Source organism: Terrihalobacillus insolitus, assembly GCF_028416575.1.
Classification (GTDB): Bacteria; Bacillota; Bacilli; order Bacillales; family Amphibacillaceae; genus Terrihalobacillus; species Terrihalobacillus insolitus.
Genome location: NZ_JAMQKB010000024.1, coordinates 1 through 14,800, shown reverse-complemented (window position 1 = coordinate 14,800; position 14,800 = coordinate 1). Strand labels below are relative to the sequence as shown.

The window sequence follows — 14,800 nt, the reverse complement described above, 5'->3', positions numbered from 1 at the left end:
TATGTTAAAAAAAATATTAATAGCCAATCGCGGAGAAATTGCTGCCCGGATCATTCGTACATGTAAAAAGCTCGGCATTCAATCGGTTGCTGTTTTCTCTGAAGCAGATCAGCATGCACCATATGTAAGGATGGCAGATGAAAGCTATTTAATTGGAAAGCCTAGAGTGAATGAAAGCTATTTAAATATCGAGAAAATAATAGAAATCGCTCAACATACTAGTGTTGAAGCAATACATCCTGGATATGGTCTTTTAAGTGAACATCCAAGATTTGCAGAGGCATGTAAAGAAGCAGGAATCGTATTCATAGGTCCCCCAAGCGAGGTCATCGCTAAGATGGGTAGTAAAGTCGAAGCAAGGAAGGAAATGGAAAAGGCTGGGGTACCCGTTGTCCCTGGTACAACAGACGCCATACAAACAGTTGAGGAAGCGGTCCAATTTGCAACAGAGGTTGGCTATCCTGTCATGCTAAAAGCGTCTTCAGGTGGTGGTGGGATTGGAATGGAATTGGTTCACGATTCGGAAGGACTAAAAAAAGCGTTTGAGAGCAACTCAAAGCGAGCACTAGCTTTCTTTGGTGATGGTACGATGTTTATCGAAAAAAAGATTGAAAACGCACGACATATCGAAATTCAAATTATGGCAGACCAATTCGGAAATGTCGTGCATCTGTTCGAAAGAGAATGCTCGATCCAGCGCAGACATCAAAAAGTTCTGGAAGAGGCACCATCCCCATTTCTTTCTGAAAAAACGAGAAAAAAGATGGGGGCAGCCGCGATTCAAGCGGCAAAAACGATCGGATATTACAATGCGGGTACGATTGAATTTTTAGTCGACGAGGATGAGAATTTTTATTTCCTAGAGATGAATACGAGACTTCAAGTCGAACACCCCGTTACAGAAGAAATTACTGGGATTGACATTGTTGAGCAACAAATAAACATAGCAGCAGGTCAAGCGTTACATTTTGATCAAGCGGATGTACAACGTCACGGTCATGCAATTGAAGTCCGTATTTATGCGGAGGATCCAGTAAACTTTTTCCCTTCACCAGGGCAAATTACTAAGTTGATCGTTCCAGAGGGCATTGGAATTAGAAACGAACTAGCTGTGGAAGAGAAATCCATGGTTACACCGTATTATGATCCGATGATTGCAAAGTTAATTGCTACTGGAAATACAAGAGAAGAGGCGATAGACAAATTGTCTGGTGCATTGAGACAATACAAAATTGAGGGGATCAAAACGAATTTGCCATTACTAAAAGAGATCCTAAAACAGGAAGCGTTTCAAACAGGAAATACATTAACAAGCTTTATTGATACGTACTATATTCCACAATCAACGACATAAGGAGGATATGAAGCATGAGTGAAGTGAAAGCAAATATGGCAGGAAGCGTTTGGAAAATTGTTGTTTCACAGGGAGAAGCCGTAACAAAGGGGCAAGACATCGTCATATTAGAATCGATGAAAATGGAAATTCCATTAGCAGCTGAAGTAGATGGTGTGGTGAAAGAGATAAAAGTTAGCGAAGGGGATTTTGTGAACGATGGTGATACGATTGCGATCATTGAGTAATGGAAGGGGACTTCTATGAATCTACCAGCGAACATTATGGTTAAAGAAGTGGGGCCAAGGGATGGATTACAAAATGAATCATCTATCATTTCAACAGAGGATAAAATAAAATGGATTAACCTATTATCCCAAACAGGCTTACGTTATATAGAGATTTCATCCTTTGTACATCCAAAATGGATACCACAATTAAACGATGCAGTAGAGGTTGCCAACGGAATTAATCGTGATCCTGGGATTACATATGCGGCATTGGTGCCAAATAAAAGAGGGCTAGAACGTGCGCTCTCGGCCGACATTGACGAAGTTTCCATTTTTATGTCAGCAAGTGAATCGCATAATCAAAAAAATATTAACAAATCGATTCGTGCTACTTACCCTGTTTTACGCGAAGTTGTGGACGAAGCGAAACAAGAAAATAAGACGGTAAGAGGTTATGTATCAACTGTTTTCGGTTGTCCCTACGAGGGTGAAATTAAGATCGAACAGGTCATTCGTGTTTGTGATGCATTGTTTTCAATGGGAATCGATGAACTTTCGCTAGGCGATACGATTGGTGTCGCAAATCCGTTACAAGTAAAAAAGGTGCTTGAGGAATTGGCGCAAAGATTTCCAACAGAAAAGCTTGCCATGCACTTCCATAATACAAGGGGAATGGCCTTAGCGAACGTTCTCGTATCACTGCAAATGGGAATAACTATTTTTGATGGCTCTCTGGGTGGTTTAGGTGGTTGTCCTTACGCAAAAGGTGCATCTGGAAATTTGGCAACGGATGATCTTATCCATATGATGGAAAGTATAGGAATAAAAACAGATGTTAATGAAAGGAAATTGCAACAAGCAGCATTGTTTATTCAAGATGCGCTAGGAAAACCACTATCAAGTCATCAAATTGAAATAAACTCCAATCAGATGTGAGGAGGAATTCATATGTCAGATATTGTAAACTATGAAAGAAAAAATGACCATCTAGTCGTCATCACTTTGAACCGTCCAGAAGCAGCAAATGCGCTTTCGCATACCTTGCTTGATCAATTAAATGAAGCAGTTGCAAAAATATCACTAGAATCTGACATTCGCTGTGTCGTGATAACAGGTGCAGGTGAACGTGCCTTTTGCGCTGGCGCTGATTTAAAAGAAAGACAAGGAATGCATGAGAAAGATGTATTGGAGGCTGTCACGTATATTGGTGACACGATCAATCGAATCGAACAAATTCAAGTTCCAACGATTGCTGCCATTAATGGTGCAGCTTTCGGTGGCGGATTGGAACTAGCTCTCGCTTGTGACATAAGAATTGCTAGTGTTCATGCAAAAATGGGTTTAACGGAAACGTCACTTGGGATTATTCCTGGTGCGGGTGGAACCCAACGATTGGCTAGGTTAATTGGTCTCGGCCAAGCGAAAAGACTTATATTTACTGCAGAATCGATTGACGCTGCTTCTGCATTTTCTCTCCGTCTCGTGGAACGGCTTTCTACTAAGGAAACGTTGTTACAGGATGCAGAGGATGTTGCGAATAAAATTACTAAAAATGCACCAATTGCGTTAATTCAAGCGAAGAAAGCAATCCATTACGGTTTGCAAACAGACCTTCAAACAGGGTTAACAATAGAAAAAATGAGCTACCAAGCTACCATTCCGACAAAAGATCGAGTCGAAGCATTAGAAGCATTTCAGCAAAAGAGAAAGCCAACATTTATTGGGGAATAGGATTTAGGGCAGGAGGTTTTTTCATGATAGAACAATCGGATTACTCTAAAATAGTAGAAGAAATCGAAAAAGGTGGTGCGGATAAATACCACGAAAAAAATGCTGAAAAAGGTAAATTATTTGTTCGCAAACGATTGGAACTTCTTTTTGATGATGGTATAGACATAGAAGATGCTTTTTTTGCCAATTGTATCGATGGGAATCTTCCATCTGATGGTGTTGTCACTGGTATCGGTAAGATCAATGGGACGACAGTCTGTGTAATGGCTAATGACTCAACCGTAAAAGCGGGGTCCTGGGGATCAAGAACGGTTGAAAAAATCATTAGAATCCAAGAAACGGCGCAAAAGCTTCACGTTCCAATGCTTTATTTAGTAGATTCCGCAGGTGCACGAATTACGGATCAAGTTGAAATGTTCCCTGGAAGAAGGGGAGCAGGTCGAATCTTTCATAATCAAATAAAATTGTCTGGATCTGTGCCACAGGTTTGTCTGTTATTTGGTCCATCTGCAGCTGGTGGAGCCTACATACCAGCCTTCTGTGATATCGTTGTAATGGTTGAAGGAAATGCTTCGATGTATCTTGGTTCACCGCGGATGGCTGAAAAAGTGATCGGAGAAAAGGTAACATTAGAAGAAATGGGTGGTGCAAAAATGCATTGTTCCGTTTCTGGCTGTGGCGATGTGTTAGCCAAAACCGAGGAAGAAGCGATAGACTTTGCAAGAAACTATTTATCTTATTTTCCACCTAATTATGCACAAAAAAGCCCGAGAGTAACAGCAAACGATCCTGTAGCAGTTGAAAAAAATATATCCGAAATCATTCCTGAAAATCAAAACGCTCCATTTGATATGTATCAGTTGATTGAACGGATTATTGATAAAGATAGTTTATGTGAAATAAAAAAGTTATTTGCACCTGAGATCATTACAACCTTAGCCAGAATCGACGGTAAGTCAGTAGGAGTCATCGCCAACCAACCACGAGTAAAAGGTGGTGTGCTATTTCCTGATTCTGCTGACAAAGCTGCAAAGTTTATCCAACTTTGTGATGCGTTTTCGATTCCGCTACTTTTTTTAACGGATATTCCAGGGTTTATGATTGGAACAAAGGTGGAAAGAGCTGGTATTATCCGTCACGGAGCCAAGATGCTAGCTGCAATGAGTGAAGCAACCGTACCGAAGATTTCTGTTGTTGTTCGCAAAGCATACGGGGCTGGTTTGTATGCAATGGCGGGACCTGCTTTTGAACCCGATTGCTGTCTCGCACTACCGAGTGCTCAGATTGCAGTTATGGGACCAGAAGCTGCGGTGAATGCTGTTTATGCGAATAAAATTGCTACATTGCCTGAGGAAGAACGTCTGGAATTTATTAAGAAAAAACAAGAAGAATATAAAGAAAACATCGATATCTATCGATTAGCATCTGAGATGGTTGTGGATGCAGTAATCGAACCAGACCGCTTAAGAGAGGAACTAGTAAAACGATTTGCCATTTACGACTCAAAAGACGTAACATTTACGAAACGTAAGCATGGCGTCTATCCAGTGTAAAAAGAGGCTGACCTAAAGGGTCAGCCTCTTTTGTTAATTCTCAGAAAATGCATTTCCGATTGAACGTATTTCTTGAACTGTTTCGGGGTTTTCTAAGGCGCTTAAATCTCCAGAATCTGTATTTAGAAAGGCCGTTTTGATTGCTCTTCTCATCACTTTCGCATTTCTCGTTTTTGGGAGATCGCGAATAAAATAAATATCCTTAGGTGCGAGTGCTTTTCCTAATTTATGCTGGAGATAAGTGAACATTTCATTCTTAAGAGATTCTGACTGTTCTTTATTTGGTTGTAGGACAACAAAGGCAACCGCAACTTCACCTTTCACATCATGGGGGACACCAATGACCCCCGCTTCCATAACTGCATCATGCTCTACTAAAACGGATTCAACTTCTGCAGGACCTAAGCGTTTTCCGGCAACGTTTAGTGTATCATCCGAACGCCCTGTTATTGTATAATATCCATCGCGATCCTGTATTACCCAATCACCATGAACCCAGGTATCTTTCCACCTATTCCAATAGGTATTTTCATAGCGTTCATTCTCTTGATAAAATCCGTTTGTCATTCCGACCCAAGGCTTGGTTAAAACAAGTTCACCAACTTGTTCTTGAACACTATTTCCTTCACTGTCAAACACGTTTACATCCATCCCAGGTAGTGCTGCATTAAAGGTAACAGGTTGAATGGGCTTTACTAAAACGTTGCCAAGTATCCCCCCAGATATTTCCGTTCCCCCAGAATAGTTGAAGATCGGTACTTTTCCTTTTCCGACCTCGTAAAATAACCAGTTCCAAGGCTCAGGATTCCATGGTTCACCAGTTGAGCCGATTACCTTTAATTTGGAAAGATCATACGGTTCAATCCACTTTGTTCCATAATGCATCATGGAACGAATAAGGGTAGGGGATATGCCTAAATGTGTAACCTGATGTTGTTCAACCAGCTGCCATAAGCGATCAGGACCTGGATGATCGGGTGTTCCTTCAAACATCACGATCGTAGCTCCATTAAGAAGGCCGCCGTATACTAAAAAAGGACCCATCATCCAACCCATATCCGTAAACCAAAAGAGTGTGTCATTGTGGTGGACGTCCATGCAGATACCTGCATCAAATGCTGATTTTATCGGGAAACCAGCATGGGAATGGAGTGCTCCCTTTGGTTTTCCAGTTGTTCCAGACGTGTAAATAATCATAAAGGAATCATTGCCATTGGTGTGCAATGCGCTGTAATCGGTTTCATTTCTGTTTATATGATCCCATTGAACATCTCTTTGTTCATTCCATTCTATTTTTCGGTTCGCACGATTCACAACGACTACATGTTCCAATAAAGTTGCCTGATCTGCTGCTTTATCGGCTTCTTCCTTCATAGGAATTATTTTACCGCGTCGAAAAAAACCATCAGCCGTAACAAGTACTTTGGCCTTTGCTGCATTTAATCGAGTTGCGATTGCATCTGCCTTATAACCCGAAAAAGCGGGTGAGAAGATTGCACCAATTTTGGAAGCGGCAAGCATGGTGATTAACGTTTCAGGTATCATCGGCATATAGATAGCAATAACATCACCTTGTGTTATGCCAAGCTGTTCAAAGCCGTGTGCTGCACGGTTTACGAGCTGATTTAATTCACGATAAGTATACGAAGTTGTTTGTTGATCGTCACCTTCCCATATGACAGCAATCTTATTCGCGGTGTTTGGGTTTAAAGCCCATTTTTCTACAGCATTGTAGGCGACATTCATTTTTCCGTTAACAAACCAATTTGGATAGGCAATCCCTTCAGAAAGGTCTAACGTTTGTTGATACGGTTCGTACCAATCAATGTTTAGTTCTTTAACAGCCTCATTCCAAAACCATGCAGTGTCCGAACAGGATTTTTCATAAAAGGGATCATAAGTATCATATCCTAATGACTGCATCCATCGAAACAGTCTTGTCGATTCTGTCCATTCTTTACTAGGGCTCCACGCGACGTTATTATGTGCTGACAAGTAAAAACCTCCTTATGCTTCATGTCTATTCGTATTTATCATGATCTATTATACTATAATTATTCTAATCTTTGAAACGGTTCGGCACACGAAATGGATGTATACACATACGTTGAAAAGTGTAGGCATGCAAGTTTATTCCAATACACGATAAATAGTGATATTCTGTATAAAGTTATGAATGGGTTATGAAAGTAAGAATAGGATAGAAACATAGGGAAAAGGGGGTATGTTACAATGGATGATCGATTATTTAGAGACGCCATGGGCAGATTTGCGACAGGGATTACAATTGTGACAGCCGAATATGAAGAAGAAGTGCACGGTATGACGGTCAATGCATTTATGTCGATTTCTCTTGAGCCGAAATTAATTGCTATTTCCATTGACGAAAATGCGTCAATGTACGATAAACTACAAGAAACGAAGCAATTCGGTTTGAGCATTTTGTCAGAACAACAGAAAGATATTTCCATGATTTATGCAAAACAAAAAGAAAAGGATCGAGAAATTACTTTTATAAAAAGGAATAATATACCAGTACTGCCACATTCGTTGGCTTCATTCACCTGCCATGTTACGGACACATACAAGGCAGGAGACCATATGATTTTTATCGCAGAGGTTCAAGACTTGGAATTAGGTGAACAAAATGAGGATCCGATTCTGTATTACAGCGGAAAATACCACAATTTGCAAACGGACTAGATAAGAGGTTATTCAATTATATAAGAAAAAGTAAGAGAGTAGATTATTCTGCTCTCTTACTTTCATTTAAACTAGTCACAGGAACGTATTTTACGTATAATAGGTCAATAGGTGTTTCACCATCCAAAAATGCATGTCAAAGGGGTAACCAACCGATGGGATCAATCGTTGCAAATAAAATTAATTTGGAAAATCTAGCTGCCATTTACCAGGAATTAATGGTAGATAAACATATAACACAAGCCAATAAAGTATTGGATTTAATAGAAAAGATCAAAGACCAATCGTTTGTCATTAGCTTTTCTGGGCACTTTTCTGCTGGGAAATCGTCCATGATTAACCAACTTCTTGGCGAGGATCTCCTTCCTGAGAGCCCAATCCCAACAAGTGCAAACATTGTTAAAATTTCGGCAGGTTCTGGGTATGCCCGCGTTTATTTCAATAAGGATGAACCAATGGAATACAAGGAGCCGTACGATCTAGAAACGATAAAATCATACTGTAAAGATGGTGACGCCATTACGAAGGTAGAAATAAGTAAAGATACAACCGTCATTCCTGCCAATGTATCGATTATGGACACGCCAGGAATTGATTCTTCCAATGACGCCGATCGTGTGATGACGGAATCTTCCTTGCATGTAGTCGATGTCATGTTTTATGTAATGGATTATAATCACGTTCAGTCTGAAGTCAACCTTCAATTTTTACAGGAAATGCAACAACGCTCGAAACCCATTTATATTGTGATAAATCAAATGGATAAACATCGAGAGGAAGAGCTCTCTTTTCAGCAATTTGATGAAAGTGTAAAGCAGTCACTTGCACAATGGGGGATTATACCAGAAGCATTATTTTATACTTCCTTGAAATCGCCAAATCACGAGTTAAATCAATTTTCCCGGGTACAGAACAACCTCAAGGAATTAATGAAAAAAAAGGAAGACTTTGTGGAGCAAACAGTTGTGAATGCTGTGGATACGATCATTCAGGAGCATAAGAATTGGTTACAGGAAGAGGTACAATCTAAAAAGGAAGCATTACAGGATGAATTAGCCGGGATAGAAAAGATCCAATTAGATCCTTTTTTGACGAAAGCAAAATTAGATGAAGTAAAACAATTACCTAAAAAAGCAGAAAAAGAATTTCGATCAATAGTAGATACGACCCTAAACAATGCTTATCTCATGCCATTTAACATTCGGGAAAAAGCGGAAGCAGTACTGGAATCTGAGCAAAACAATTTTAAAGTTGGCCTTCTTTTTTCCAAAAAGAAAACGGATCAAGAACGTGCGGAACGATTGCAATCCTTCTATAGCTCTTTTATAGAAACTGCAGAAGCAGCGGTGCAGTGGAAACTACGTGACAAAATGAAAGAATGGGCAAAACAATTTAATGTATTAACCGATCAACGAATCCAGACAGTAATTCAAGATTTTTCTGTGTCTTTCCCTAGAGAACGTTTGACCGAGTTAATAAAGTCTGGTGCTAAAAATACAAATGCTTATTTGTTGGTTTACACCGATGATGTGGCAAACGAATATAAAAGACAGGCAAAAAAAGAGGCATATAACATATTAGAGCAATGTCTTCGCCAGCTAGAAGCGAAAGCAAAAACGGAGACAAGTCGTTTAGAAGACTCCCTTCGTGTATCAAATCGATATGAGCAATTACAATTGGAAATCGATCAATTGGATACTGGGATTGAAGATCGAACAAGGACGCTTACCGAACTATTAACAAACGATTTAAGCGATTCGTCATTCGTTGATTTAGTAGAGAAGAAGCTTCAAACACGGAAAAAGCAGTTTAGACAAGGTCAGGGTTACATGCTTTCTGATACAACAGAGAGAGCAGAACAACAGGCTAAGCATCAGACTCAAGATAGAGCAGAGGAGACTATGCCATTATCTGTTGAAGATACGATATTTCGCATGAATCGCGCAGCAAACTTATTGAAGGAAAGAAATGGGTTCCAATCCATTCGTAAAAACTTATTGCAAAAAACAGATCGACTCGAAAACCGAAACTATACGGTTGCATTATTTGGTGCATTTAGTGCTGGGAAGTCTTCCTTTGCAAACGCCCTTTTAGGTGAAAACATTTTACCTGTTTCGCCGAATCCAACCACTGCAGCTATCAATAAAATATGTCCACCTACGACTGAGAACCCGCATGGAACGGTTAGGGTAAAGCTCAAAAGTCTGACTAAGATTGTAGAGGATGTTTCGTATATTTTTGAAGAGAGTTTGAACGAGATCAAGAATATCGAAGTGCTGCTATCTTGGGTAAAAAGCAGAAAAAACAGTGTGGACTTGGAGCATAAGCATCGTTCTTTTTTAGAAGCTCTTATTACAGGCTATGACTTGCTTGGAGAACAATTAGGAAAGCAAATGCAGGTTACCTTAACCGAATTCCCAGATTATGTGGCAAAAGAATCGCTTGCATGTTATGTGGAGTGGATGGAATTATATTATGATTGTCCATTAACAAGACACGGTATAACGATCGTTGACACACCAGGAGCTGACTCTGTTAACTCAAGACATACAGATGTATCTTTTGATTATATGAAAGAAGCAGACGCTATTTTATTTGTTACGTACTATAATCACGCATTTTCGAAGGCGGATAGGGAGTTCCTCACCCAGCTAGGACGGGTTAAAGATGCTTTTAGCCTAGATAAAATGTTTTTTATCGTTAATGCAGCTGATTTGGCAAAAACGGATAGCGAATTGAAGATCGTAACAGACTATGTCAGAGATCAGCTTAGTCCGTTCGGAATTTATTTTCCGCGTATGTTCCCAGTTTCTAGTCATCAAGCAATGAAAGAAAAGCAAGGTATAATAGATGGTGAATCGGGTTTATCTTCCTTTGAAAAGAGCTTTTATCATTTTATTGAAGAAGAATTATCCGAAATTATGGTGCGCTCAAGTTTGTTTGATATGAAAAGAGCACTGAACGTTCTTGACAGGTATATTACGTCTGCATCGCTAAATAGAAATGAGAAAATGGCTGTCCGAGCAAAATACGTTGAACAAAAACAACGAATCGAAAACAAAATGAAAACATTTGCGAATGAAGCATATGAACATGCAATTAGCCAAAAGATAGAAAAACAGGTTTATTATGTAAGAGAAAGAGTCATGATTCAATTTAGTGATACATTTAAAGAAAATTTGAATCCAGCAACGATTCAAGGGAATGGAAAAACAGCAAAATTGGATGTTCAGAAAAACCTGAGTCGTTTCATCCATGAGCTAGGCTTTCAATTAAGTCAGGAGTTACAAGCTGTTTCGTTAAGAATAGAGTCATTTCTAACAGATAAAGCACAGCAATTTAATGAAGAAATGATGATGCAAACGTGTGCGGGTGAAGAAGAATTGGCCTTTCCTGACGTAGAAGAAAAGCGATTTGAAACACAACGTTTTTCTGAGCATTTACAAATAAAGGAGAACATCGTTGAGCAAGCAGCGAGTAAGTTTAAAAATACAAAAGCATTTTTCGAAAAAAATGAAAAGGAAGTAATGAAAACATATTTGAAAGAAGTGTTGTACAGTCCGATCACGGATTATTTGGAAAGCAATCGTAAGCAAGTCGAAGCTTTCTACTTGAAACAGTGGGAACAATTTGTCCTTCAGATAAAAGATCAAGCATTAGATACGGCGGAACAATATTTTGATGGACTACTTTACACGTTATCTGACAATATGGATGTTTCAGAACTAAAAACGACCTACAAGCAACTAAACGAGTTAATTCCGTGGGATAACGAATGATCCTAATCGTTTTTCATCATCCTATATGGTCAGTTCTTGTTTTTGCGGTGAGCCTTTCATAAGTCTATTATGTACGATCATGTTCAAATTATGCTTGCACCTTACTGATTGGTAAATATAGGTGGATGTGAAGTATTAAAATTGGTTCATAATAATAGTGAAACGGATGGATTGGAGGGGTCAAAATGGCAAAAAAACAACATAAAGTAGATCCGAAAGACAGTCGTAAAATCGCAGAGGAGGATTTTGAGCCAAACGATTACAGATTTTCCGAACGAGAAAGCCCACTCCTTTAGGTGTGGGATGATAGTGAGGTCAAATACGGAGTGGCACTTTTAAACTGAAGGTTTGTGGCGCTTCAAGTATTTGAATATTTTGCTTTTTTTATGCGCATATGCGTGTAATTGGGCACGAAAACAGATATCATTATATACATGAATGAATATAGAAAAAAACCAAAACAATGCTCACCTCCAGCATTTGCAAAGCCTTTGGACACGTTCGCTTTTTGTGTCCACTGCAGGCAATGTTTCGAGCGAAACTATGAAACGATACGTTGATAATCAAAAGAAAAGGAATTAGAGAGGAGTAAAAACCTATGGCAAGAAAAACGAAACCCACTTATACAATTGAACTTCCTTTGCACATCCCGCCTTGGCAACAACACCTTCTAGAAAAGAAATTCAAGATTGCTAGAAATGTTTATAACGCTTGCCTAGGTGAAGCTTTAAAACGGCATAAAGCAGTAAAATCGGATAAAGAATATCGTAAACTCCTTAAAGAGTCTAAATCTAAAGAACGTGATAAGCAACTTTCAGCTATTCGCTTAACATATGGATTTTCTGAATATGGAATACATAACTTCGTGAAATCTGTTCAAAGAAAGTTTAAAGAACACATTGGAAGCTTTGAAGCACAAAAGCTTGCAACGAGAGCTTTTCAGGCGGTTGAGAAACTCCATTTTGGAAAATCAAAAAAAGTCCACTTTAAAAATAACACGGATGATATTTCAGTTGAGAATAAATCAAATAAAACTGGATTGAGGTTTGTAGGAGGAAACATTCTTTGGGGTGATAAACCAACAAAGAAAAATCTAAAACCAAAAAATTGGCTTTCTATGCCGATTTCACCGAAACCGAAAGATGAATACGCACATTTAGCTTTAATGGATAAGACAAAGTACGTCCGTATATTAAAACGTGAAGTGCGTGGGAAATGTCGCTACTTTGTTCAACTTATTCAAGAAGGTTATCCACCAACAAAAAGAAACCGTAAGACTTCTAACGATGAATCAAAACGTGTGGGCATCGATATTGGTACGTCTACTATTGCGATATGTAGTGAAGATAAAGTTCAACTTCATGAACTTGCACCAGAATGCAAGACTGATGAAAAAGAACTAAGAAGCATTCAGCGTAAAATGGATAGGTCTAAACGAAGCACTAATCCTAATAATTTCAATGAAAATGGCACAGCTAAAACGGGCAGACTAATTTGGGCAAACTCAAAGAAATACGAGAAACTACGGCAAAAAAGAAAAGAACTTTATCGCAAAATGGTTGTACAACGGAAAATGTCGCACGAAAAACGAGCAAACGAAATCCTTTCTCTTGGTTCAGATGTACGAGTAGAAACCATGAGATTTCAATCGTTGCAAAAGCGTTCGAAAAACACCTCACGAAATAAGGAAAATGGCAAAATCAATCGCAAAAAGAGGTTTGGCAAATCGATAGCCAATCGCGCTCCTTCGATGTTGCTAACAATAATCGACCGAAAACTAGGTTATCAAGGTTGTTCTTTGAAGAAAATAGATACTTATGCAACAAAAGCGAGTCAGTTTAATCATATATCAGGAGCATATAGCAAAAAACAACTTTCGGAACGCTGGAGTGACTTTGGAGATTTCTTCATCCAACGCGATTTATATAGTGCCTTTTTAATTCGTAACACAAACGAAACTTTTAATGCTGTTGATGTGGATTTATGCAACGCACAATGGAATAACTTTGTTGAATTGCATCATCTTGAGATAGCACGACTAAAAGAATCACCAAGTAAAACATTGCGTTGGTTTGTCGCATAAACACAAACCTGATTGGTCGTGACAGCGCCCAATAGAAGTCGGAACGAAAAGCATATCAAGAGTCTTTCTAGGCTTGTTGAGAGAAGTGCCTTGCTACACGCAATACGTCCGTTAATGTTTTAGGGGAATGCACGTCAGTGCTTTGGTGGAAACTCTTTCTGCAAGGAAAGATAAGGGCACCACTGAGAAGCTTGCAAGTACCCTAGAACCCCACTGCTTTAGCCGTGGGAGTTGTCAGCAAGGGAAGACTCAATTTCAAAAAAGACTGGCAATAACACACGAACAAGCCGAAGATGATTACTTTGAAGGAACAATTGACCGAGATTTGTAGTAACTAAGAAAAACAGGGGACTTCTATGGATAAGTCTCCTGTTTTTGTTGTTTAACGATTAAGAAAGATTCGTTTTGTGACACAGGATTGCTCAACTTCTTGTTGGTAATGAAAACAAAAGGTCAGACGGTAAACGATCAAATCCTCTCCCGACATGTTCGGCAAGATGGCTGTCTGAGCCAGGGACTAATGGAATACCTTTTTCTGCCGCAAGCGTAATGACTTCAGGAGCAGGATAACTGACACCACACCATTCTTTGTAAAAACCAGCAGTATTTACGTCCAAGGAATAGTGTTTTTGTTTCATTAAATCAAGTATTTCTTCAAGCACTGGTTCGATATGACGCACAGGATGAAACTGCTTGTGGAATTTATCAATTAATGAAATGTGTCCAATACGTTTGGGTTTATAAGCACCTAAATCACTCGCGATTGCGGCCTTAAGCGTGTTGAAATATGCGTCATACACACGGTCTATTGATCCAAACAGGTCCACAATTCGACCGAATTCATTTGCGCTGTAATCCAAACAAACGTATGTATCGTTTGGTGCCTTTAACATATGGACAGAAAGGATCGCGTCATCGATGTTACTTCCCAATTGATTGAGTACTTTTTCTGTTTCTTTTTCAAAGCCGAGGAGGTAATCAACTTCAAAACCTATATGAACGACAATGTTCTGTTTGTATTTTTGCTTTAATCGGTTTCCTTCTTTTAAATAGACATCCACGTCATGCCAGTTCATCACACTATCATTCGTTGGTGCAGGATCGGTGAATTCAAGTGGGAGTGGGGCATGCTCGGTAAAGGACACTGCCTGAAGCCCTTGTTCTATCGCTTTTTGGACATATTGCTCCATTGTATCATCTGATCCATGCGGACAAAATTGTGAATGCATGTGAAAATCTCCCAATATTGTCATCCGATATTCCTCCTTGTATATTATGTTTAGACCTATTTTTGAGGTCTCTAAAAAGCTAGATTTGCACCTTGATAATTGAATAGCTCTTTCCTCCTTAGTGGTGGAGGGCGTAGCTTCGTAAATGAGCGTGTGCTT

General features: G+C 39.3%; 10 protein-coding genes and 2 pseudogenes. 10 read left to right on the top strand and 2 right to left on the bottom strand.

The window, feature by feature from the left end:
• Position 1 precedes the first annotated feature (1 nt).
• Genes NC797_RS15505 through NC797_RS15485 form a run of 5 tightly spaced genes read left to right on the top strand, consistent with a single transcriptional unit; the run spans position 2 to position 4,847 of the window.
• Positions 2–1,354 (top strand): acetyl-CoA carboxylase biotin carboxylase subunit, encoded by a 1,353-nt coding sequence (locus NC797_RS15505; RefSeq protein ID WP_272437726.1) that lies wholly within the window; start codon positions 2–4, stop codon positions 1,352–1,354.
• A 14-nt stretch (positions 1,355–1,368) separates the two neighbouring features.
• Positions 1,369–1,581, top strand: a complete 213-nt coding sequence (locus tag NC797_RS15500) for an acetyl-CoA carboxylase biotin carboxyl carrier protein subunit (RefSeq protein ID WP_272437725.1) — start codon at positions 1,369–1,371, stop codon at positions 1,579–1,581.
• Positions 1,582–1,596: 15 nt separating this feature from the next.
• Positions 1,597–2,499 carry a hydroxymethylglutaryl-CoA lyase gene (locus NC797_RS15495; RefSeq protein WP_272437724.1) on the top strand — a complete coding sequence of 301 codons (903 nt, stop codon included), beginning with the start codon at positions 1,597–1,599 and terminating at the stop codon, positions 2,497–2,499.
• A gap of 12 nt (positions 2,500–2,511) precedes the next feature.
• Complete coding sequence (locus NC797_RS15490) at positions 2,512–3,294, top strand: enoyl-CoA hydratase-related protein (RefSeq protein WP_272437723.1); 783 nt, start codon at positions 2,512–2,514, stop codon at positions 3,292–3,294.
• Between the two features lie 23 nt (positions 3,295–3,317).
• Positions 3,318–4,847 (top strand): acyl-CoA carboxylase subunit beta, encoded by a 1,530-nt coding sequence (locus tag NC797_RS15485; RefSeq protein WP_272437722.1) that lies wholly within the window; start codon positions 3,318–3,320, stop codon positions 4,845–4,847.
• A 33-nt stretch (positions 4,848–4,880) separates the two neighbouring features.
• On the opposite strand, the gene NC797_RS15480 is transcribed toward NC797_RS15485, so the two are convergent.
• A complete protein-coding gene (locus NC797_RS15480) occupies positions 4,881–6,842 on the bottom strand; it encodes an AMP-binding protein (RefSeq protein WP_272437721.1) in 1,962 nt (653 codons plus the stop codon).
• Positions 6,843–7,079: 237 nt separating this feature from the next.
• Here NC797_RS15480 and NC797_RS15475 point away from each other — a divergent pair, with 237 nt between their 5' ends.
• The 5 genes and pseudogenes from NC797_RS15475 to NC797_RS15455 form a co-directional block, all read left to right on the top strand.
• Complete coding sequence (locus tag NC797_RS15475) at positions 7,080–7,550, top strand: flavin reductase family protein (protein ID WP_272437720.1); 471 nt, start codon at positions 7,080–7,082, stop codon at positions 7,548–7,550.
• Between the two features lie 155 nt (positions 7,551–7,705).
• Positions 7,706–11,329: a dynamin family protein gene (locus NC797_RS15470; protein WP_272437719.1), complete on the top strand. Its 3,624-nt coding sequence runs from the start codon at positions 7,706–7,708 to the stop codon at positions 11,327–11,329.
• Between the two features lie 471 nt (positions 11,330–11,800).
• Positions 11,801–11,911: pseudogene (locus NC797_RS15465) on the top strand (transposase); the annotation flags it as partial.
• A 16-nt stretch (positions 11,912–11,927) separates the two neighbouring features.
• A complete protein-coding gene (locus NC797_RS15460) occupies positions 11,928–13,412 on the top strand; it encodes a transposase (protein ID WP_272437717.1) in 1,485 nt (494 codons plus the stop codon).
• A gap of 238 nt (positions 13,413–13,650) precedes the next feature.
• Positions 13,651–13,743 (top strand): annotated as a pseudogene (locus NC797_RS15455) (DUF4025 domain-containing protein); the annotation flags it as partial.
• Between the two features lie 91 nt (positions 13,744–13,834).
• Here NC797_RS15455 and hisJ read toward each other — a convergent pair.
• Positions 13,835–14,665: a histidinol-phosphatase HisJ gene (gene hisJ / locus NC797_RS15450; protein WP_272437716.1), complete on the bottom strand. Its 831-nt coding sequence runs from the start codon at positions 14,663–14,665 to the stop codon at positions 13,835–13,837.
• Positions 14,666–14,800 lie beyond the last annotated feature (135 nt).